Origin of the sequence: Actinobacillus lignieresii (genome assembly GCF_900444945.1) — a bacterium.
GTDB classification, from domain to species: domain Bacteria; phylum Pseudomonadota; class Gammaproteobacteria; order Enterobacterales; family Pasteurellaceae; genus Actinobacillus; species Actinobacillus lignieresii.
The window spans coordinates 1,225,594-1,248,305 of record NZ_UFRM01000001.1 but is presented as its reverse complement, the minus strand read 5'-3'; the positions used below and the strand labels follow the sequence as shown (position 1 = coordinate 1,248,305).

Annotated in this window: 19 protein-coding genes; 9 read left to right on the top strand and 10 right to left on the bottom strand. The window is 42.4% G+C overall.

Features of this window, described 5'->3' with window-relative positions:
• Both pfkA and DY200_RS05615 read left to right on the top strand, forming a co-directional pair.
• Complete coding sequence (gene pfkA / locus DY200_RS05620) at positions 1 to 975, top strand: 6-phosphofructokinase (RefSeq protein WP_115587231.1); 975 nt, start codon at positions 1 to 3, stop codon at positions 973 to 975.
• Positions 976 to 1,033: 58 nt separating this feature from the next.
• Positions 1,034 to 1,747: a YwiC-like family protein gene (locus DY200_RS05615; protein ID WP_115587230.1), complete on the top strand. Its 714-nt coding sequence runs from the start codon at positions 1,034 to 1,036 to the stop codon at positions 1,745 to 1,747.
• Between the two features lie 43 nt (positions 1,748 to 1,790).
• On the opposite strand, the gene rluD is transcribed toward DY200_RS05615, so the two are convergent.
• Positions 1,791 to 2,768: a 23S rRNA pseudouridine(1911/1915/1917) synthase RluD gene (rluD, locus tag DY200_RS05610; RefSeq protein WP_005598003.1), complete on the bottom strand. Its 978-nt coding sequence runs from the start codon at positions 2,766 to 2,768 to the stop codon at positions 1,791 to 1,793.
• A gap of 152 nt (positions 2,769 to 2,920) precedes the next feature.
• Here rluD and DY200_RS05605 point away from each other — a divergent pair, with 152 nt between their 5' ends.
• From DY200_RS05605 to recQ, 5 genes are all read left to right on the top strand, one after another.
• Positions 2,921 to 3,697: an outer membrane protein assembly factor BamD gene (locus DY200_RS05605; protein ID WP_115587229.1), complete on the top strand. Its 777-nt coding sequence runs from the start codon at positions 2,921 to 2,923 to the stop codon at positions 3,695 to 3,697.
• Between the two features lie 91 nt (positions 3,698 to 3,788).
• Positions 3,789 to 4,832, top strand: coding sequence for a tRNA (adenosine(37)-N6)-threonylcarbamoyltransferase complex transferase subunit TsaD (tsaD, locus tag DY200_RS05600; protein WP_115587228.1), 1,044 nt, complete (start codon positions 3,789 to 3,791; stop codon positions 4,830 to 4,832).
• 40 nt (positions 4,833 to 4,872) lie between these two features.
• On the top strand, positions 4,873 to 5,649 hold the full coding sequence (locus tag DY200_RS05595; RefSeq protein ID WP_172539910.1) for a glycosyltransferase family 25 protein: 777 nt from the start codon (positions 4,873 to 4,875) through the stop codon (positions 5,647 to 5,649).
• Positions 5,650 to 5,657: 8 nt separating this feature from the next.
• Positions 5,658 to 5,963 carry an iron donor protein CyaY gene (gene cyaY, locus DY200_RS05590; RefSeq protein ID WP_005601586.1) on the top strand — a complete coding sequence of 102 codons (306 nt, stop codon included), beginning with the start codon at positions 5,658 to 5,660 and terminating at the stop codon, positions 5,961 to 5,963.
• Positions 5,964 to 6,047: 84 nt separating this feature from the next.
• Positions 6,048 to 7,856, top strand: a complete 1,809-nt coding sequence (recQ, locus tag DY200_RS05585) for an ATP-dependent DNA helicase RecQ (protein WP_115587227.1) — start codon at positions 6,048 to 6,050, stop codon at positions 7,854 to 7,856.
• Between the two features lie 58 nt (positions 7,857 to 7,914).
• Here recQ and DY200_RS05580 read toward each other — a convergent pair whose 3' ends face one another.
• The 8 genes from DY200_RS05580 to lexA all read right to left on the bottom strand — a co-directional run bounded on the left by DY200_RS05580 (position 7,915) and on the right by lexA (position 15,162).
• The gene (locus DY200_RS05580) at positions 7,915 to 8,325 is read right to left on the bottom strand and encodes a DUF2251 domain-containing protein (protein ID WP_115587226.1); all 411 of its coding nucleotides are present in this window, start codon (positions 8,323 to 8,325) and stop codon (positions 7,915 to 7,917) included.
• Between the two features lie 14 nt (positions 8,326 to 8,339).
• Positions 8,340 to 8,969, bottom strand: a complete 630-nt coding sequence (locus tag DY200_RS05575; protein ID WP_115587225.1) for an NUDIX hydrolase N-terminal domain-containing protein — start codon at positions 8,967 to 8,969, stop codon at positions 8,340 to 8,342.
• Positions 8,970 to 9,047: 78 nt separating this feature from the next.
• The gene (gene eno / locus DY200_RS05570; RefSeq protein WP_005597992.1) at positions 9,048 to 10,358 is read right to left on the bottom strand and encodes a phosphopyruvate hydratase; all 1,311 of its coding nucleotides are present in this window, start codon (positions 10,356 to 10,358) and stop codon (positions 9,048 to 9,050) included.
• Positions 10,359 to 10,564: 206 nt separating this feature from the next.
• Positions 10,565 to 11,740 (bottom strand): 23S rRNA (uracil(747)-C(5))-methyltransferase RlmC, encoded by a 1,176-nt coding sequence (gene rlmC / locus DY200_RS05565; protein WP_115587224.1) that lies wholly within the window; start codon positions 11,738 to 11,740, stop codon positions 10,565 to 10,567.
• A gap of 80 nt (positions 11,741 to 11,820) precedes the next feature.
• Complete coding sequence (gene nagZ / locus DY200_RS05560) at positions 11,821 to 12,858, bottom strand: beta-N-acetylhexosaminidase (RefSeq protein WP_115587223.1); 1,038 nt, start codon at positions 12,856 to 12,858, stop codon at positions 11,821 to 11,823.
• Positions 12,859 to 12,972: 114 nt separating this feature from the next.
• Positions 12,973 to 13,704 carry a TerC family protein gene (locus DY200_RS05555; RefSeq protein ID WP_005597990.1) on the bottom strand — a complete coding sequence of 244 codons (732 nt, stop codon included), beginning with the start codon at positions 13,702 to 13,704 and terminating at the stop codon, positions 12,973 to 12,975.
• A gap of 85 nt (positions 13,705 to 13,789) precedes the next feature.
• The gene (gene mutH, locus DY200_RS05550; RefSeq protein WP_115587222.1) at positions 13,790 to 14,470 is read right to left on the bottom strand and encodes a DNA mismatch repair endonuclease MutH; all 681 of its coding nucleotides are present in this window, start codon (positions 14,468 to 14,470) and stop codon (positions 13,790 to 13,792) included.
• A gap of 59 nt (positions 14,471 to 14,529) precedes the next feature.
• Positions 14,530 to 15,162, bottom strand: a complete 633-nt coding sequence (lexA, locus tag DY200_RS05545) for a transcriptional repressor LexA (protein ID WP_115587221.1) — start codon at positions 15,160 to 15,162, stop codon at positions 14,530 to 14,532.
• Between the two features lie 156 nt (positions 15,163 to 15,318).
• Here lexA and plsB point away from each other — a divergent pair, with 156 nt between their 5' ends.
• On the top strand, positions 15,319 to 17,793 hold the full coding sequence (gene plsB, locus DY200_RS05540; protein ID WP_005617596.1) for a glycerol-3-phosphate 1-O-acyltransferase PlsB: 2,475 nt from the start codon (positions 15,319 to 15,321) through the stop codon (positions 17,791 to 17,793).
• A gap of 122 nt (positions 17,794 to 17,915) precedes the next feature.
• A complete protein-coding gene (gene purT, locus DY200_RS05535) occupies positions 17,916 to 19,097 on the top strand; it encodes a formate-dependent phosphoribosylglycinamide formyltransferase (protein ID WP_115587220.1) in 1,182 nt (393 codons plus the stop codon).
• A gap of 95 nt (positions 19,098 to 19,192) precedes the next feature.
• Here purT and dnaE read toward each other — a convergent pair whose 3' ends face one another.
• Positions 19,193 to 22,669: a DNA polymerase III subunit alpha gene (gene dnaE, locus DY200_RS05530; protein WP_115587219.1), complete on the bottom strand. Its 3,477-nt coding sequence runs from the start codon at positions 22,667 to 22,669 to the stop codon at positions 19,193 to 19,195.
• Positions 22,670 to 22,712 lie beyond the last annotated feature (43 nt).

Sequence of the window (22,712 nt, the reverse complement as noted above, 5' to 3'; positions counted from 1 at the left end):
ATGGCTAAACAAATCAAAAAAATTGCCGTGCTAACCAGTGGAGGCGATGCACCGGGTATGAATGCCGCAATTCGTGGTGTGGTACGCGCCGCATTAAACGAAGGCTTAGAAGTATATGGCGTACAAGACGGTTATTACGGTTTATATACCGATAGAGTAATTCCGCTTGATCGTCGTTCCGTATCGGAAACCATCAACCGTGGCGGTACTTTTTTAGGTTCGGCACGCTTCCCGCAGTTTAAAGATCCCGAAGTACGTAAAAAATCGGTAGAAACCTTAAAAAAATACGATATTGATGCGCTGGTCGTTATCGGCGGAGACGGCTCGTATATGGGAGCGAAACTTATAACCGAAGAATTCGGTTATCCGTGTATCGGTATTCCGGGTACAATCGATAATGATATCGTCGGTACGGATTACACTATCGGTTACCAAACCGCATTGGAAACGGCGGTGGAAGCGATTGACCGTTTACGCGATACTTCTACCTCGCATCAACGTATTTCTATCGTAGAAATTATGGGACGCCACTGCGGCGATTTAACCATTAGTGCGGCGCTTGCCAGCGGTTGCGAATATATTATCGTGCCGGAAAAAGGTTTGGATAAAGAGTCGCTAATGCGTAATATCGAAGACGGTTTTAATAAAGGTAAACGTCATGCGATTATTGCGATTACCGAATTAATGACGGACGTTCAGGCATTGGCAAAAGAAATCGAAGACCGTTTCGGTCATGAAACGCGCGCAACCGTATTAGGTCACATTCAACGCGGCGGTGCGCCTTGCCCGTTCGACCGTATTTTAGCTTCCCGTATGGGCGTATATGCGGTGGATCTGTTATTACAAGGTCACGGCGGTCGTTGTATCGGTATCAAAAATGAGAATTTGGTACATCACGATATTATTGATGCGATTAACAATATGCGCCGTCCGTTCAAAGAAGAACTGTTTGAGGCGGCTAGAAAATTATTCTAATTTTCCTTAGAATACCAAGGCGACTAATATAGTCGCCTTTTTTATGTAAGGATACTTTATGCTGAAAGATAAACCGGTCATTTCAAATCAACACGGCGCATTAGTGATGGCATTCGTTCCGTTTTTATATGCCGGTTTTAAAAGCGGATTTAGTCCGCTTCATTTTTGGTTTGCGTTTTCTTGGCTGTTCCTCTATTTATTCTCTTATCCTTTCCTTTCCTTATTTAGTAAAAAACCGACCGCACGTAATAAAAAATGGGCAATCGTTTATTTTGTCCTCAGTCTTGGTTTTGCACTGCCGGTGATTGTCCATAAACCGGATATTTTGCAATTTTTACCGATTATTTTACCGCTTGGATTAGTACAAACTTATTATGCGAAGCAAAAAAACGAACGCCATTTGAATAATGATATTGCCGGTATTGTTACTTTCGGTGTGATCGGTATGGCAAGCGGTTATTTAGTTAGCTCGGAATATGACTGGGCGATTTTGATTCATCCGACGCTTTTCTTTATTGCCACTACTTTTTATGTAAAAAGTATGGTTAGAGAGAGAAGAAATCCGTTATTTATGGAGCTAAGCCTCGGCTTACATTTATTGCTGGCGGTGATTTATTGGTTTTTAGGTGATAAATGGCTTTATTTCGCTTATTTGATCGGATTTATACGAGCCGCATTAGTGCCGAGTTTCGGCTTAAATGTAAAGCAAATCGGTATGTTAGAATTTGTTACCGTATTTATTTTCTTTATTTGTTTGATTTACTCGCCGTAAAAATAAAAAGTCCGTAACCGTTTAAGGCTACGGACTTTTCTCATTAATAATCCAAATCGTCTTTATAAAGCTGATAATCGGCTTTTAAGGCTTCGATTAATTCGACGAAATCATCCGGTAGCGGTGCGTGCCATTCCATCAATTCACCGGTAATCGGGTGTTCTAAGCGCAGCATGGTTGCGTGTAACGCTTGGCGTTGGAAACCGCGTAACACCGCTAAAAATTCTTCGCTCGCCCCCTTTGGCGGACGAGGACGACCGCCATACAGCTGATCACCTAATAACGGGTGAGCAATATGCGCCATATGTACGCGAATTTGGTGAGTACGTCCGGTTTCCAAGCGTAAGCGTAGGCGAGTATAGTTACGGAAACGCTCCATTATACGATAATGAGTTACCGCCGGCTTACCCATCGGGTGTACCGCCATTGCGGTGCGTTTGGTCGGATGGCGTGCCATCGGCTCGTCCACTTTACCGCCTTGCGTCATCACCCCGCTTGCCACCGCTTCATATTCACGGGTAATACGACGTTTTTGGAGTGCGGTGACTAAATGGGTTTGCGCCGGAATATTTTTTGCTACCACCATTAAACCGGTCGTGTCTTTATCCAAACGGTGTACGATACCGGCACGAGGTACTTCCGCAATCGGCGGGTAGTAATGCAATAACGCATTCAGCACCGTACCGTCCGGATTCCCTGCCCCCGGGTGGACAACCAGATCTTTCGGCTTATTAATTACGATAATATCATCGTCTTCATACACGATATTTAGCGGAATGTCTTGCGGCTCGAAACGAATTTCTTCTTCGATTTCCGCTTGAATTTCGACTTGCTCGCCGCCGAAAACTTTTTCACGCGCTTTATTTACAACTATACCGTTTACTTTTACTAAATCGCTCTCAATCCACACTTTTATTCTAGAACGAGAATAGTCGGGAAAAAGCTGAGCGAGGGCTTGGTCAAGGCGACAGCCTAATAAGTCGGCGGTGACTTCCGCCGTTAATGTCATTTGTTGAGTCATTAAATATAAATTCCAAAATTTGTTTGTTGCTTATTTAGCGAGGTTCTATAAAATAAGACATATCTGTATGAACTTAGCAAAGTGCCATCGGTCAAACGAAACCATTGTACATTAACTTTTCATTGCACACACTTTTTTATAGGTAAAATCATATGCGTAAATTTACTTCTCTTGCTTCTCTCGTATTGGCAGGACTTTTAGTTGTAGGTTGTTCAAGTGCGAATAAAGAATTAGAAGAAGCGTCGGCACAAGATCTCTACACCAAAGGTCAAACCTATTTGCAAGACGGCGATTATAATTCTGCAATTCGTTATTTGGATGCAATTGGCGCTAAGGGCGGACAAGGTACGTTCGGTGAACAAACGCAACTAAGTTTAATTTTCGCAAATTATAAAATCGGCGAGTATTATAAAGCGTTGGATGCGGCGGAACGTTTCGTACGCGCTTATCCGAACAGTGCAAGTATGGATTATGTTTATTATTTGGCGGGTTTAAGCAATGCGCGTTTAGGCGATAATTTTATTCAAGATTTCTTCGGCGTTAATCGTGCTTCTCGCGCATTAGACAGCGTGCGTAACGCATACGGTAGCTTCCAAACTATCGTGCAACATTATCCGCAAAGCCAATATGCGCGTGATGCGCAAAATTGGATGGCGTATTTAATTAATCGTATGGCGGAGCATGAATTGTCCATCGTAAAATTCTACGATGAGCGAGAGGCTTATGTAGCGGTGGTAAACCGAGTAGAAGAAATGATGCGTTTTTATCCTGAAAGCAAACCGACCTATCAAGCGCTTTCTTATATGCAAAAAGCCTATGAACAAATGGGCGTGAAAGATTCGGCGGAGAAAGTCGCGGCATTAATCGAAGCGAATAAAGATAAAAACTTCCCTGAAGCGATTAAGCCTGAATATAGCGAACAATTCTAAGCAAGCGGTTGATTTTTATAAAAGTTTTGCAATTTTAGGGGCGTTATTTTTGAATAATGCCCCTTTCCCATTTCATAAATAAGACGAAAATATGCGAATTTTAGGTATTGAAACTTCCTGTGACGAAACGGGAGTGGCAATTTATGATGAAGAGAAAGGCTTGGTGGCAAACCAACTTTATAGCCAAATCGAAATGCATGCGGATTACGGCGGCGTCGTGCCGGAGTTGGCTTCACGTGATCATATCCGTAAAACGTTACCGCTGATTCAAGAAGCGTTAAAAGAAGCGAATTTAACCGCAGCCGATATTGACGGTGTGGCTTATACCGCAGGTCCGGGCTTAGTCGGAGCGTTATTAGTCGGCTCGACAATCGCCCGTTCGCTCGCCTATGCGTGGAACGTGCCTGCACTCGGCGTACACCATATGGAAGGACATTTAATGGCGCCGATGTTGGAAGATAACCCGCCGGCGTTTCCGTTTGTGGCGTTATTGATTTCGGGCGGACATACCCAGCTTGTTAAAGTGGAGGGCGTAGGGCAGTATGAAATTTTAGGCGAATCGATTGACGATGCCGCCGGCGAAGCCTTTGATAAAACCGGCAAATTACTCGGATTGGATTATCCGGCGGGCGTGGCGGTTTCGCAGTTGGCTGAGAAAGGTACGCCGAATCGTTTTGTATTTCCTCGTCCGATGACGGACAGACCGGGGCTGGATTTCAGCTTTTCCGGCTTAAAGACCTTTGCCGCTAATACGATTAATGCCCATTTAGACGAGAACGGGCGGCTGGACGAACAAACTCGTTGCGATATCGCTCACGCTTTCCAACAAGCGGTGGTGGATACGATTATCATCAAATGTAAGCGAGCTTTACAGCAAACCGGCTATAAACGTCTTGTGATGGCGGGCGGTGTAAGTGCTAACAAGCAATTACGTGCTGATTTGGCGGAGATGATGAAAAATTTAAAAGGCGAGGTTTATTACCCTCGTCCGCAATTTTGTACCGATAACGGTGCAATGATTGCTTATACCGGGTTTTTACGCTTAAAAAACGGTGAAACCAGCGATTTAAGCGTCAGCGTAAAACCTCGGTGGAATATGACCGAACTTCCTGATATTTCAACGATAGGCGGTTAGATGTAACAAATTTTGCTTTATTTTCTAAGGATGGAATCTTATGCAAAGTATGGAATTGCGTAACTATGTTATTAGTCTAAAAAATAATTCACAACGTCGAAATCATATGATGTCGGAATTTGCTAAACAGCATATTCCTTTTGTGTTTTTTGACGCTATTATGCCCGATTTAATTGAGCGAAAAGCAAAAGAATTCGGTATTGATATTACGACAAGCCCTTTGACCAAAGGGGAAATCGCTTGTGCGTTAAGTCATATTGCGTTGTGGCGTTTGGCGCAAGAGCAAGGCTTGGATTATATCGCCATTTTTGAAGACGACATTTATCTGGGCGAAAATGCGCAAGCATTGCTTCAACCGCATTATTTGCCGAAAGATATGGACATATTGAAGCTGGAGCAGCATTTTTATCGCGCCGATATGTCGATTTTTCCCAGATTGACTTATTTAGGCAGAAAATTTTATAAATTGAAATCTAGACATGTCGGTGCGGCCGGTTATATCGTTTCCCGAAAAGGTATCGATTATATTTTAGAGCAACTTAATATGTATCATTTATCGATACCGATTGATGATCTGATTTTTGAAGCGTTATTAAAAAATGAAGACTATCTTGTGTTACAGATGAATCCGGCGGTTTGTATTCAAGATTTCATTTTAAATAAAGATACGAATTTTAAGAGTGCTTTAAAAGACGAACGAGATATTCGCTGTACAAAGAAAATTGGCAAGCAAAAGCTCACCCCTTTGAAGAAACTGATTAAAGAATTAAAAAGACCTTTTTTACAACTTAAGAGAAAGAAAATTTATTTTAAATAGAGGACCTTATGAACGTAGCGGAATTCCATCAAAAAGTTGAACAAGTGTGGCAACAAATCGAAGAAAAAATTGATGACGAAGGTTTAAGTATCGATACCGAGATTCAAGGCGCGGTATGTACTTTGACCTTTGATGACGAATCGCAGATTATCATCAATAAACAAGAAGCGATGTTAGAGTTATGGCTTGCTAGCAAATTAGGCGGCTTCCATTTCGCTTTCCGTGACGGCGAATGGGTTACCGCAGAAGGGCGTTCGTTCTGGACGCATCTGGAAGAAGCTTTTGCACGTCACGGCGAACAAATCAGCTTTTAATCAATAAGCGGTCGCTTTTGCAAAATATTTTGCAAATTTGACCGCTTGTCTAGTCTTTTTTTAGCTTATCTTATCGGAACTATAATGCAATTATCTCAAACCGCCGCCAAAGACGTATTGAATAATGTCTTCGGTTATCAATCTTTTCGTCACGGACAACAAGAAGTGATCGATTCGGTTCTGGCGGGTAGAGATTGTTTAGTCATTATGACCACCGGCGGCGGTAAGTCGCTTTGTTACCAAGTACCGGCGCTTTGCTTAGACGGCATTACGCTAGTGATTTCTCCGCTGATTTCTTTGATGAAAGATCAGGTCGATCAGCTACTGACCAATGGTATCGAAGCCGGTTTTTTAAATTCCACGCAAACTTTTGAAGAACAACAGCTTGTCGAACAGAAAGCACTTTCCGGTCAGTTGAAATTACTTTATCTCTCGCCGGAAAAAGTAATGACTCAAGGCTTTTTCCATTTTATTTCGTTATGCAAAATTAGCCTGATTGCGGTCGATGAAGCGCATTGCGTTTCGCAATGGGGGCATGATTTCCGTCCGGAATACACTTTATTAGGCAATTTACGTGATACCTTTCCGAATGTGCCGCTGATGGCATTGACGGCAACGGCAGATCCTACGACTCGCCACGATATTCTGCAGCACCTGCGCTTAACCGATCCGCATACCTATTTAGGCAGTTTTGATCGCCCGAATATTCGCTATACGGTACAAGAAAAATTTAAGCCGATGGAACAGTTAGCGAAGTTTATCAGTAAACAGCAGGGTAAGAGTGGTATCGTTTATTGCAATAGCCGTAAAAAAGTGGAAGAAATTACCGAAAAATTGGCGGCACGTAAAATTTCGGTAATGGGTTACCACGCCGGTATGTCGGTTCAGCAACGTGAAACGGTTCAAAATGCGTTTCAGCGAGATAATATTCAAGTTGTGGTGGCGACTATTGCTTTCGGGATGGGGATTAATAAATCGAATGTGCGTTTTGTGGTGCATTTCGATTTGCCACGCAGTATCGAATCCTACTATCAAGAAACCGGGCGTGCCGGACGTGATGATTTACCTTCTGAAGCGGTGTTATTTTATGATCCCGCCGATTATGCGTGGCTGCAAAAAGTATTATTGGAAGAACCGGAAAGCGAACAGCGTGATATAAAGCGACATAAATTACAAGCCATCGGTGCTTTTGCCGAATCGCAAACCTGTCGCCGTTTAGTGCTATTGAATTATTTCGGCGAATCACGTCAAGAACCCTGTAAAAACTGCGATATTTGTTTAGATCCGCCTCGCAAATATGACGGTACGTTAGATGCGCAAAAAGTGATGTCGGTTATTTACCGTACCGGTCAAACTTTTGGCGCACACCATGTGATTGGCGTATTACGAGGGTTAAATAACCAAAAAATTCGCCAGTTTAATCATGATCAGCTTTCGGTGTACGGTATCGGTAAAGAGCAGAGCCAAGATTATTGGTTAAGTATTATTCGTCAATTAATTCATTTGGGTTTAATTCGTCAAAATATCGTGAACCATTCGGCATTACAGCTGACGGAAGAAGCTCGTCCGGTATTGCGTTCGGAGAAAAAACTTGAATTGGCAATGCCTCGCTTAACCTTCTCGGCAACGGCTTATGTACAGAAACAGAGTTCGGCTCGTTACGATAAAGACTTATTTGCTCGCCTGCGTTTTCTACGTAAACAAATTGCCGATAAAGAAAATATCCCGCCTTATGTGGTATTCAACGATGCGACTTTGCAGGAAATGGCGGAATTTTTACCGCTTAGCGAAGTGGAAATGTTGGATATTAATGGGGTCGGAGAACGTAAACTGGAACGTTTCGGCGGTGCGTTTTTAAGCCTGATTCGAGAGCATTGTAATAATCGCCAATAAACGGACAAGCGGTTAAATTTCGTAAGAATTTCGCAAAATTTAACCGCTTGGTCAGCTATTAGCCTAGCCACTTTTCTACTAATTCGGCATTAGTTTCTTTGTGAACCCACATACTGTCTAATTCCGGTTGAGGGAATTTCGTGTGGTTATAGCCGACAAATTGGCTAAAATCGAAAGCGGCGTGCGGATAACCGTTTAACAATAAAAAGGCTTGATAGCCGTTTTCCGACCAACAGATCTCTAAACGGCGCGGTTCCGCTAACGTCTTCTCGTCAATATCGGCTTTACTATACACAAATAGGCTGTCCACTACCGGATTTTCTGCCTGATGTAAGTCCATGGCATAAAAATAACCGGTTTCGCCGTCATCTTCAAACATCACGACTAATTGCTCGTGTTGTGTAGAATGGGCTCCGTTACGGTAGCCTTGACCGATAAGTAATTGGTCGGTTAGAACAGAATATAACATTATCTTTCCTCTATTTAATCAAATTGGGTTTGCCAAGTGGTACTTTGATAAGCTTCAAAGCATAAAGCAATTTGTGCTTTGCTATTTTTTTCTTGAGCAAGATACGGAAGGTTCTCAAGTGAGAAATATTGTGAAGCAATCGTTTCGCTATTTTCTACAAATTCGCCGCCAAGTAATTCACACATCACAAAGGTTTTTAGAACGCTATAAGGGTAATTAGGATCATTACGACGATGCTGATTGTGGATTGCGATGATAAAATGTGTTTTTACAGTTAAACCGGCTTCTTCTTTTACTTCTTTTACTGTATTGGAATCTATTGTTTCTAATACATCAACCCATCCGCCAGGCAATGCCCAACGACCGTCATTTTCTTGTACCAGTAGAATTTGCCCGTTTTTAAAAATCGCGGCTCTCGTGTCAATTTTGGGTGTTTGATAACCTTCTTCATTGCAAAAAAGCAGTTTGATTTTCTCAACGGGAATATCTGTTTTACAGCTTAGCATCTCGGCGGAAATGTCACGTAAACGCTCGTAGCGTTCACGATCATAAATGCCTGTGGTATAAGTCAGCCCGTTTTGTGCAATACTTTGAATTTCAACCGCCCATTTTAGCCAAGGCTCGGAAAGGAGAACTTCTTGCATAAAGAATACCAAGTAAAAATATATACAAAAATGCCACAGAAATTTCTGTGGCATTTATTACTTACGAATCAAATAAGATTACGCTTGACCTTTAACTTCTTTTAAACCGTTAAATGGTGCAGGTGTACCTGCTGCCGCTAATGCTTCTTCGATACGGATTAATTGGTTGTATTTAGCAACACGGTCTGAACGGCTCATAGAACCGGTTTTGATTTGACCTGCAGCCGTACCAACCGCTAAATCAGCGATAGTTGCATCTTCAGTTTCACCAGAACGGTGTGAGATAACTGCTGTGTAACCGGCATCTTTAGCCATTTTGATTGCAGCTAAAGTTTCAGTTAAAGAACCGATTTGGTTAAATTTGATTAAGATTGAGTTTGCGATACCTTTTTCGATACCTTCTTTTAAGATTTTGGTATTAGTTACGAATAAATCGTCACCAACTAATTGGATTTTACCGCCTAAAACTTTAGTTTGGTATGCAAAACCTTCCCAGTCGGATTCGTCTTGACCGTCTTCAATCGATTTGATTGGGTATTCGTTGCATAAACCTTCTAAGTAGTGAGTAAATTCTTGAGAAGTGAAAGATTTACCTTCACCTTTCATTTCGTATAAACCGTTTTCTTTGTTATAGAACTCAGAAGATGCGCAGTCCATCGCTAAAGTTACGTCTTTACCTAAAACATAACCCGCTTTTTCAACCGCTTCTTTGATACATGCTAACGCATCTGCGTTTGATGCTAAGTTAGGCGCAAAACCACCTTCGTCACCCACAGCAGTATTTAAACCTTTAGATTTTAATACTTTCGCTAAGTTGTGGAATACTTCCGCACCGATACGAAGCGCTTCTTTTAATGTTGATGCGCCAACCGGTTGAATCATAAATTCTTGGATATCAACGTTATTGTCAGCGTGTTCACCACCGTTGATGATGTTCATCATCGGTAACGGCATTGAATATACGCCCGGCGTACCGTTTAATTCAGCGATATAAGCATATAACGGTAAGCCTTTAGATGCCGCCGCCGCTTTAGCGGTTGCTAAAGAAACCGCTAAGATTGCGTTTGCACCGAATTTAGATTTATTGTCCGTGCCGTCTAAATCGATCATGATTTGGTCGATTTCAGCTTGAGCGGAACCGTCTTTGCCTAAGATAGCTTGTGCGATTTCGTTGTTTACCGCTGAAACAGCTTTTAATACACCTTTACCTAAGAAACGTGATTTATCACCGTCACGTAATTCTAATGCTTCACGAGAACCGGTAGATGCGCCAGATGGAGCGGCCGCTAAACCGACGAAACCACCTTCTAAGTGAACTTCCGCTTCAACAGTTGGGTTACCACGTGAGTCGATGATTTCACGACCGATTACTTTAACGATTTTAGCCATTGTTAATATCCTCTAATTGAGAGTTAATAAAAAAAGAATAGTGATATAGTAAAGATATTTTACGCTTTTGTCTTGTAGAAAAGTGATTTAGCTCACAAAATCTAGCACTTCTTTGATCGAATACGGATAAATGAAACTAAAGCGGTTTAATTATACCGAGATTTTACTAAAAATATAAACTTCTACCCATATCGGGCTATAAAAAGTTACGATTTTTTCACTAAAAACGTCAGCACTTCATAATGTGAAGTATGCGGGAACATATCGAATAATTGCACCTTTTGAAGTGAATAATTGCTTAACGCTTCAAAATCTTTTGCCATCGTTTGCGCATTACAACTCGAATAAATGAGGTGGGGTGTCCCTAATTCGTTTAAAAATTCCGCAAGCGGTTTCCCGATACCGCGGCGAGGCGGATTCACAATCACAAGATCCGGCGACTTTCCTTTATCATTTAAGGCGAATTGTGCCGAATCAAGCGAAGCGAATGTCACGTTGTTAAGTTGTAGTCGTTCGGCGGATTTTGTTGCGCTGGCAATCGCTGAAGCGGAAATTTCAATACCGGTTAATTGCACATTTTTATTCTTCTCTTGTAACGCTTTCGCACAATGTAACCCGAATCCCCCGACACCGCAGAACAGATCCCAAAATTGCTGAATCGGTAAATTTTTGATCCAGTTTTGCGCTGTAGCATAAAGCTGACTAGCGACACTCGGATTAGTTTGGAAAAAGCCTTGCGGACGAATAAATAACGGAATGTCGTTAAAGTTTTCTTCAATCGTGGTTTTTTCGGTAAGGAAAATTTCGGTTTCACCTTCTAAAATTGCAGCGTGTTGCGGCTGGATATTTAAACTTACCACAGAATCTTTCGGCAGTTTAGCTAATAAATTCGGTAATTCACGTTCGACAAGCGGTCGTTTTTGCTCACTTCTTAGCACAAAACGCAACATAACCGATTGGTTATATTGGCTTTGCGTAATCAAAATATACTTCAATTCGCCTTTCTTTTTCGAAATGTTATAAGGTACGAGTCCGGCTCGGGCGATAAAGTCTTTCAGAATCGGGAAAATCGCTTCAAATTCAGTAGGATAGAGCGGACAATCACACAAGTCAATGCCACTTTGAGGATCGTTTTGCTCTTTTAAAATGCCTAAAATCGGACGCTCGACACTGCCGGATACCACCATTTTCGCTTTATTACGAAATTGAGCTTGCAGAGATTGAACCGGCGGTAAGATTTCGGTGAATTTTTGCAAAATAAAAGGCGAAATTAACCGCTTAAGATCGATTTCTTTATCGGTAAGTTGCGTAGCATACGGCTTTTCTAACCATTGGCACGAAACGCAATCTTGTTGTTGAAAATGCGGGCAGTTTAATATCATTTTGTTAAAAGAATCGAGGTATTTTTAGTGGTTTGTTAGGGCATAAATATAATTTATACCCTAAAAAGATAAATGGCTGATTAGCAGTGCTGCGCTTTATATTCAAGCCATTCGTTTTGTAATGCGGTTAAACGTTGCTGTGCTTGCTGATAACGAGGACTTGCTTCCAGCTCGTTCCAACTTACCGCTTTACGTTTCATCAAGGAGATATGGCGTTCGGTTTGCGCTTTGGTCGGTTGATATTTTAAACCGTCCAACACTTGGACGACACCTTCCGGCTCATTACAGAGTAGTAATAAATCACAACCGGCGTGAATTGCTTTCTCAGAACGTTCTACAAAATTACCCATAAAACCGGCGCCTTTCATACCTAAATCATCGGAAAAAATAACACCGTTAAAGTTAAGTTGGTTACGTAAAACTTGTTTTAACCAATATTCCGATCCGCTTGCCGGTTGGCTGTCACATTGCGTATAAATTACGTGAGCCGGCATAACCGCGGACAGTTTACCTTTTGAAATAAGTTGTTTAAACGGCAGAATATCACGGTTGAAAATCGCCTCTTTCGGACGATCATCAAAAGGCGTTTCTAAATGAGAGTCGGCTAATACATGTCCATGACCGGGGAAATGTTTACCGGTGGTCGCCATACCCATTTCTCGCATACCGTCGATAAAGGCTTCTGCTATCGGTAGCATCGCATCCGGATTTTCACCGAACGAACGATCGCCAATCGCTTTACACTGATGCCCTAAATCTAAGACCGGTGCAAAACTCAAGTCGATGTCTAAGGCAAACATTTCAGCCGCCATTAACCAACCGGTTTGTCGGGCTAAAGCGGTCGATTCTTGCGGTTTTTTTGCAAGGGTATGAAACGCTTGCATTGCCGGCAACTTAGTAAAGCCTTCACGGAAGCGTTGTACTCGACCGCCTTCTTGATCGACGGTAATCAATAACGGTTTTTTTACCCGTTGGCGAATCGATTTCACTAAGGCTTCCAATTGGGCTTTATCATGAAAATTACGGCTAAATAAAATTAAACCGGATACGAGCGGATGTTCAAGAATTTCAACTTCTTCTTGGCTGAGTTCTTTATCTTTTATATCAATCAATAACATAATTTGTTGCGAGTGTAATTGCAAAGTTCGGCGCAAAATCGACCGCTTGCCATAAAATAAGGATGGACTATTTTACATTAAAAAAGCCCCTGATTTTCATCAAGGGCCGATTTATTACGCTTTAGCGTGTTTTGCTTGATTTTTACGCATCTTAATATTTAACAGTTCTACCACAACGGAGAAGCCCATTGCCGTGTAAACGGCGGATTTCGGAATATGGATATTGAAGCCTTCGCCGACTAACACCACACCGATTAAAATTAAGAAAGCCAATGCAAGGTTTTTGATGGTCGGGTTGTTATCCACGAAATCACCGATAGCTTTTGCCGCCAGCATCATTACTGCAACCGCAATAATAATCGCAATTACCATTACCGGAATATCGTCCGCCATTGCAACCGCTGTGATTACCGAGTCGAGAGAGAACACTACGTCAAAAATCGCGATTTGAACTAAAATCATTAAAAAGCTGGCTTTTTTCGCCGAGTCCTCTTTTTCTTCATGAGATTCGCCTGCAATCGATTCTTTTAACTCCATGGCACTTTTCACTATCAGGAAGATACCGCCGAGTAAAAGAATTAAATCGCGACCGGAAATCGGCATCCCCGCGATGGAGAAAAGCGGATCGACCAATTTCATCATCCAAGCAAGGGAAAGCAATAACAGAATACGAGTACCCATTGCAAGTGCCAAACCGATAATACGGGCTGATTGACGTTGGTGAATCGGAAGACGTGAAACTAAAATACTGATAACGATAATGTTATCGATACCTAATACGATTTCAAGCCCGGTAAGGGTTAAGAGTGCGACCCACGCCTCGGGATTGGCAATCCAATCAAACATAAAATGTCCTTTTAAACAGAGAAAAATTTAATAGGTTACTACCTATAATTTAAAAGGCGCTAATATAGCGAGAGTCATGTAAAAATTAAAGAGGAGAACGTAAAAAATTCTGTAAAATTTCAGCGGTAAATTGTTTACGTAAATAAAAACCTAACGGTAACGATTGAACCCTTTCACCCTGTTGATTAACAGCTGCAGTGAGTGATCGACTATTCCTGCCTTTAGGGCGTAATTGCAGCACTTCACCAAGTGTGGCATTTATCTCGTTTAAACGCCCGAAAATAATGTATTCCATCAATTCTTCCCAGTCATTTTTTAACTGCTGTTCTTGTTCAAATGAAGGCTCCCATAAAATCGGCTGACCGATGTGGCGTTCGGCAACCGGAATATGTCTTTCGCCTTGTACCGGAATCCATAGCACTTTTTGTAATTTATGGCGAACATGAGAGGTTTGCCAAGTAATGCCGGTATTTTGGGTCAGCGGCGCTAAACTGACAAAAGTGGTTTCAAGCGGAAAACCTTTATGATTGATAGGGATGGTTTTCAGTTCAATGCCTAGATGAGCAAAGTCTTGTTCGGGCTTGCTGCCGGCTTTTGCACCTAAAGCCGTTTCGATTAATTGCCCGACCCAACCTTTATCACGACGCAAATCCAAAGGCACATCAATATTTAATTGATGTGCGATTTCACCCAGCGTAAAACCGGCAAGCCAGTTCGCTTTTTTAAGTAATTCGTCTTCGGAATGTGAAAAGGTGGAAAGTTGCATAAGCGTATGATAACGATTTAGGGGAACGCTTATCACGCATTTTCCCCGCAGTAGAGAATTTACATCCAAGCGTTATTGCGAATTACACCGACGGCGATTCCTTCAATTTCGATATATTCGATACGAGGATCGACAATAATCGGTTGTAACTCGTCATTTTCAGGATGAAGATAAATAAGATCGCCTTTTTTCTCCAAGCGTTTTACGGTCACTTCGTCATCAACGCGAGCGACGACGACTTGGCCGTTACGGGCAAAATTGGTTTTATGCACCGCAAGTAAGTCACCGTCTAAAATACCGATTTTTTCCATGGAGTTACCGTTTACTTTGAGCAAATAGTCGGCATTCGGATTAAACATCGCGCCGTTTACCGGATAATGACTTTCCACATGTTCAATCGCCATAATCGGCGTACCGGCAGCCACTTTGCCGATTAACGGTAAACTGTCGTCATTTGCCGCAGTTTCTTCGTTATCGACTAAAATACGAATTCCGCGCGATGTACCGGAAAGCATTTCGATATAACCTTTACGCGCCAATGCTTTTAAGTGTTCTTCTGCCGCATTCGGCGATTTAAAACCGATTTCTCTTGCAATTTCAACACGGGTCGGCGGCATACCGGTGGTTTCTATGTGATGTTTAACAAAATCGAAAATTTCTTGCTGACGAGCCGTTAAGTGTTTACGTGACATTTTTTCCTCGCTGTCTTTATATACAGATTTTTTGTTATTATATACAGTAATTTTTTATTTGTAACTAGATAAATTCAGAAAATCCTCACAAATTTATGGTAAACTGCGGACGAAATACATTAGACGGCATAAACCATAACAATTAAGGATATTAAAATGTCTAGCCTCTTAAATTTTTATCGTAAAGTATTAAATGTTCCGCTTTCACTGTTAGTTAAATCTCGTGCTATCCCGACCGATCCGGTCAAAGAGCTTAACTTAAATTTGGAACAGCCCATTATTTATGTTCTACCTTACACTTCTCAAACCGATTTATTGATTCTCCAAAAAAACTGCTTGGCGCTTAATTTACCCGATCCGTTACAGAATAACGAATTAAACGGTCAATCTTTACCTCGTTATGTTTTCTTAGATGAGGGACGCCGCTTTTTTAAGTCTAAAGGTGCAAAGAGCGAAACGGAGTCCATCTTTTATCGTTATTTGGATTTACATCGCAATAATGAATCGTTGGACGTGCAATTGATACCGGCTTCGGTATTGTGGGGACGTTCTCCGGGGAAAGAATCCGAACCGCATTTACGCTTAATGAGCAGTTTCCAACGCATTATTTCGATGATTTGGTTCGGGCGTGATAATTTTGTGCGCTTTTCTCAGGCGTTGTCGTTGAAATATATGGTAGCGGAACACGGTGCCGATGAAGGTATCGCTCAAAAACTCGCACGAGTGGCAAAAATCCATTTTGCGAAGCAACGTTATTCCGCAATGGGGCCTAGATTGCCTGATCGCCAAGCGATGTTTAATAAAATCATTCAATCGCCGGCGATTAAAGCGGCAATAGAAGAAGAAGCGAAAACGAAGAAAATTTCAATTGAAAAAGCGCGCCAAGAAGCGGAAAAGATCGTGAATGAGATTGCGGCGGACGTTAGCCATGAGAGTTTACGCATTGCCGATCGCGTATTGAGCTGGTTATGGAATAAGTTATACCAGGGGATCAACGTTCAAAACGGGGATCGCGTACGTAAGTTGGCGTTAGAAGGACATGAAATCGTTTATGTACCTTGTCACCGTAGCCATATGGACTATTTATTGCTTTCGTATTTGCTTTATCATCAAGGATTGGTACCGCCGCATATCGCAGCGGGGATTAACCTGAATTTCTTTCCAGCAGGACCGATTTTCCGTAGCTGGGGCGCATTTTTTATTCGCCGTACCTTTAAAGGAAACCGCTTATATTCGACGATTTTCCGCGAATATTTGGCGGAGCTTTTCTATCGTGGCTATTCGGTGGAGTATTTTATCGAAGGCGGTCGTTCCCGTACCGGACGTTTACTTGAGCCGAAAACCGGTATGATGTCGATGACTTTACAAGCTCTGCAGCGCGGCTTAACCCGTCCGATTAGCATCGTGCCGGTGTATATCGGTTATGAACACGTGTTGGAAGTGGATACTTATGCGAAAGAGTTGCGCGGTGCGGAAAAAGAGAAAGAAAACGCTGGCTTAGTTTTACGCGTGATCAAGAAACTGAAAAACTTAGGACAATGCTATGTGAACTTTGCCGAGCCTATTCAGGTTAATAATTATTTAAATCAGCATTTTCCGGAATGGAAAGAATCTCAAGCTGAAGACAGTCGTCCGAAATGGTTGAATGAAGCGGTGGATTCGGTTGCACATCAAGTCATGATCAACATTAATAAAGCTGCGGCGATTAATGCGAAAAACTTAATCGGTTCTGTATTGCTTGCCTCTCGCCAACGTGCATTAGCTCGCGAACAATTGATCGAACAAGTCGATAGCTATTTGCAGCTGTTTAAAAACGTCAGTTATTCCGACGATGTTATCGTACCGAACGATAGCGCCGAAGAAATGCTTAATCATGTGCTGACTTTACCTCGTTCCGGTGTAATTAGTGAGAAAGACAGTTTCGGTGAAATGATTCGTCTGGATCGAGAATCGGCAGTCTTGATGACGTATTATCGTAATAATATTCAGCATCTATTCGTACTGCCTTCACTGGTCGCAAGCATTATTTTACATCATGAATCGGTCTCGAAAGATCTGATTATTAAAACGGTTAATCGTATTTATCCGTTCTTAAAAGCGGAGCTGTTTCTTCATTTTGAAGAGAACGATGTGCGAAACCAAGTGGAAGCGATTTTAACGGAATTCTCCGCACAACGTATCGTCAAATATGAGAGCGACGTATTACAAATTAATCGCGCACGCGTTCGAGCGTTACAACTGCATGCGGCGGGAGTACGTGAGATTCTGCAACGTTACTATATCAGCTTGAGTATTTTGCTTGAACATCCGGAAATTAGCCGTGCCGCATTGGAAAAAGAGAGCCGTTCTATCGCACAACGATTATCTATCTTACACGGTATTAATGCGCCGGAGTTTTTTGATAAAGCGCTGTTTTCAACCTTTAGCGCCAGTTTAAAAGCGCAAGGTTATTTTGATAGCGAAGGAAATTGCATACTTGAAAAAGCGAAAGAAGCGGAGGAAATATTACGTTCGCTTATTTCGGTTGAAGTTCAACTGACCATTCAAGGGGCAATGGAAAAAGTGGAAGAAGTTGAAAATACTGAAACGGTAGTCAAAACAGCGGAAGCCGTAACGGAAAAGAACGAGTAAACTTTTAAATATCCGATACTTAAAAAGAACAAGCGGTAAGATTTTGCAAAATTTTTACAAAATCTTACCGCTTTATTATATAATCTGCGCAAACGTTTGCTTTAGCTTTAGAGGAAGAAAAAATGACCACAATTGGTACACCGTTAAGACCGAATGCTACAAAAGTAATGATGCTTGGCTCGGGTGAGTTAGGTAAAGAAGTTGTTATCGAATTACAACGCTTAGGAGTAGAAGTGATCGCGGTTGATCGCTATGAAAATGCACCGGCGCAGCAAGTGGCACATCGAGCTTATACGATCTCTATGTTAGATGGCGCAGCATTACGAGCATTAGTGGAAAAAGAAAAGCCGGATTTTATCGTGCCGGAAGTTGAAGCGATTGCAACGGCAACCTTGGTAGAGTTAGAGCAAGAAGGTTATAACGTGGTACCGACCGCCAAAGCAACCCAATTGACGATGAACCGCGAAGGAATTCGTCGTTTAGCGGCGGAAGAACTCGGTTTAAAAACATCGCCTTACCGTTTTGTAGATAATCTGGAAGATTTTAAACAAGCGGTTGCCGAGATTGGTATTCCGTGTGTGGTTAAACCGATTATGTCGTCATCCGGTCACGGACAATCGGTGATTAAATCGGAAGATCAAATTCAACAAGCGTGGGATTATTCACAAGAAGGCGGACGTGCCGGCAGCGGACGAGTAATTGTGGAGGGCTTTATCAAATTCGATTATGAAATCACGCAATTAACCGTGCGTCACGTAAACGGTACTTCTTTCTTAGCACCAATCGGGCATCGCCAAGAAGACGGCGATTATCGTGAATCTTGGCAGCCGCAAGCGATGTCCGACCTAGCGTTAAAACGTGCGCAAGAAACCGCAGAGCGAATTACAACCGCATTAGGCGGACGTGGTATTTTCGGTGTGGAATTATTTGTGTGTGGCGATGAAATTATCTTTAATGAAGTTTCGCCTCGCCCGCACGATACGGGAATGGTGACCATGGCTTCGCAAGAACTTTCACAATTTGCTTTACACGCTCGTGCGATTTTAGGTTTACCGATTCCGGAAATTTATCAAATTAGCCCGGCGGCTTCCAAAGCGATTGTAGTAGAAGGGAAATCAAACAATATGACTTTCGGTAATCTTGATAAAGTGTTGGAAGAAATCGGTACTAATATTCGTTTATTCGGCAAAGGCGAAGTAAACGGTCACCGTCGTTTAGGAGTTATCTTAGCTCGTGATGAAAATACTGAAAAAGCCTTAGCGAAAGCCGAACGTGCCTATGCGAAATTAGCGGTACAGCTTTAATGGTTTAATAGACAAAAGTTACATATTTTTCCATTTCACCAAATAACAAGCGGTCAAATTTGCAAAAAAATCTGCAAATTCAACCGCTTGTTTTGTTATTCGAATTCCAGTTCTACGGCGTTTTCACCAAGTAGGGCTTTGAGTTGGTCGAGCATTTCATCTTTCGGGGTTACTCGCCATTCTACGCCGCTACGTAATAAAGCTCTGCCTTCAGGACTTTGGTAGTAGAAATGTAACGGTAACGTCCCTTCTTTATTCGGTTCGATGATTTCTCGTAATTCTTTTACAAATTGCGGAGTGAGCTGTTCTTGGCTAACCGCTAAAGCAAGGCTTTTCGCATAGCGGCTACGAGCTTCATCTAACGTGGCGATTTCTCGCACCGACATTTTTAACCCGCCGCTAAAATCATCGAATTGCACCGAACCGGTAGCGATCACAATACGATCTTTCTCTAAAAGATGACCGTAAGTTTCGAGTGCTTCCGAGAATAGTGTCATATCTAATTTACCGGAACGATCTTCAATGGTAGCAATCCCAAGACGGCTGCCTCGTTTGGTTACGGCAATACGTGAACCCATAATAATACCGGCAACGGTAACTACTTGCCCACGGCGTGTAGGCTGTAGTTCATTTAGGCGTACCGGTGCATAGTGCGATAACTCTTTTAAGAATTGTCCGATTGGGTGACCGCTTAAATATAAACCGAGCGTAGTGCGTTCACCTTCCAAAATGGTTTGTTCCGACCATTTCGGCGTATTTGCATAGGCATTTTGCACTTCTTCCGGCGTTTCAGTTAGCACACCGAACATATCGCTTTGCCCCAATGCCTCCATTTTGCTATGTTGATCAGATGCTTTCAGTGCATCTTCTAAATTTTTCATCAGTGCGGCACGATGCGGACCTAATTTATCGAAAGCGCCCGACATAATTAAGCCTTCAAAGGTACGGCGATTGATTTTTTTCAGATCGACTCGAGCGGTCAAATCAAATAAATCTTTGAAGATACCGTCTTTTTCACGGGCTTCTAAAATTGCTTCAACCGGGCCTTCACCCACGCCTTTAATTGCGCCTAAGCCATAAACAATCTCGCCTTTTTCGTTCACCGAAAAACGGTGTTTACCGCTGTTTACATCAGGCGAAACAACGGTTAAGCCCATATTGATACATTCGTCATAAAAGCCAACGATTTTGTCGGTATTATCCATCTCCGAAGTCATTACCGCCGCCATAAATTCAGCTGGGTAGTGTGCTTTCAGCCATAATGTTTGGTAAGAAACCAACGCATAAGCGGCAGAGTGCGATTTGTTAAAACCATAACCGGCGAATTTTTCCACCAAGTCAAAGATTTTCATCGCAAGATTACCATCAATACCTTGTTTGATTGCCCCTTTTTCGAAGATTTCACGCTGTGCCGCCATTTCCTCCGGTTTTTTCTTACCCATTGCACGGCGTAATAAGTCCGCGCCGCCTAAGGTATAGCCGGCAAGCACCTGTGCGATTTGCATTACCTGTTCTTGGTAAACAATAACGCCGTAAGTCGGATCTAAAATCGGTTTAAGCGATTCGTGCTGATATTGTGCATCAGGGTAAGAAACTTCCTCATGACCATGTTTACGGTCGATAAAGTTTTGTACCATGCCGGATTCAAGCGGACCGGGGCGGAATAATGCCACTAATGCGATAATATCTTCAAAACAGTCGGGCTTCAGACGTGAAATCAAATCTTTCATCCCGCGTGACTCTAGCTGGAATACCGCCGTTGTTTTAGATGCAAGTAACAGATCGAAGGATTTCTTATCATCCAACGGAATACTTTCGATACGTACCGGCTCTTTGCCTTCTCGAGCTAAACGCTGGTTAATCATCTCCAACGCCCATTTAATAATGGTGAGTGTCCGTAAGCCTAAGAAGTCAAATTTTACTAAACCGGCATATTCCACATCGTTTTTATCGAAATGAGTCACCGGATGTAACCCTTCCGAATCGCAATAAAGTGGTGAGAAATCGGTAATTGCTGTTGGGGCGATTACCACACCACCGGCGTGTTTACCGGCATTTCGGGTCACACCTTCTAATTTACGTGCCATATCAATCAAGTCTTTCACTTCTTCATCGGCTTCGTAAAGTTCCGGCAGCTTCGGCTCGGCATCAAACGCTTTTGCCAAGGTCATCCCCGGATCGGGCGGAATCAGCTTTGAGATTCGATCGACAAAATTATACGGATGACCAAGCACACGACCTACATCTCGGATTACCGCTTTTGCCGCCATCGTACCGAAGGTAATGATCTGCGAAACCGCTTGACGACCGTAAGTGTCGGCAACATGTTCAATCACACGATCTCGTCCGTCCATACAGAAATCGACATCGAAATCAGGCATTGAAACACGTTCCGGATTTAGGAAACGCTCAAAGAGTAAGTCGAAGGCAAGCGGGTCTAAATCGGTAATTTTTAACGCATATGCTACTAAAGATCCCGCACCGGAACCACGTCCCGGGCCGACCGGAATATCGTTATCTTTCGACCACTGAATAAATTCCATTACGATTAGGAAGTAGCCAGGGAAACCCATTTGGTTAATTACATCCAGCTCGACTTGCAAACGTTCATCATAAATCGAGCGCTTGTTTTTGCGTTCTTCCGGATCCGGGAAAAGGAATTCCAAACGTTCTTCCAAACCTTCACGTGATTTTTTCACTAAAAAATCTTCGGTAGAAAGATCGCCGGTTGGGAAATTCGGTAAGAAATATTCGCCTAAACGTACGGTCACATTGCATCGCATTGCAATTTGTACTGTATTTTCAATCGCTTGCGGTAAATCGGCAAACAAGGCACACATTTCTTGTTCGCTACGGAAATATTGCTGTGGTGAATATTTTTTCGGACGTTTAGGATCATCCAAGGTGTAGCTGTCGTGGATTGCCACACGAATTTCGTGCGCATCAAAATCGTCTTTTTTCAAAAACACCACGTCATTTACCGCCACTAACGGCAATTGGTGTTTTTGTGAAAAAGGTACTGCTTGCTGAATATAGCGTTCTTCATCCGTACGACCGGTGCGGCAAAGTGCAAGATAGTAATGATTTGGGAAATATTGCTGATAAAAGCCGACTAATTCGTCTGCTTCCGCTTCATTTTCTTTGAGTAATGCTTTCCCAACATCGCCGTTGCGTCCGCCGGAAAGTACAATAATGCCTTCATTTAACTCGGCAAGCCACGCTTTTTCGACTAGCGGAAATTCAACGTAGCCTTGTTGATAAGCCTTTGAAAGTAAAAGGGTAATATTGTGATAACCGGTGTTGTTTTTTGCCAGTAGAGTCAGCTCAAAGAAATCTTCGCTGTCCGGTTCGGGACGCACGAAAATATCCGCACCGATAATCGGTTTTAATCCGGAACCTAACGCTTCGCCGTAAAATTTTACCAATCCGCAAAAGTTGCTGAAATCGGTTAATGCCATTGCCACCATATTGTTGGCAACTGCCGCTTTGACTAACGGTTTTACTTTAGCCAAACCGTTAATCATAGAGAAATCACTATGAACTTTAAGATGAACGAAACGTTGTTGAGCCATTATGATATTACGATTGATATAGAAATAGAAACTTAACCTATGC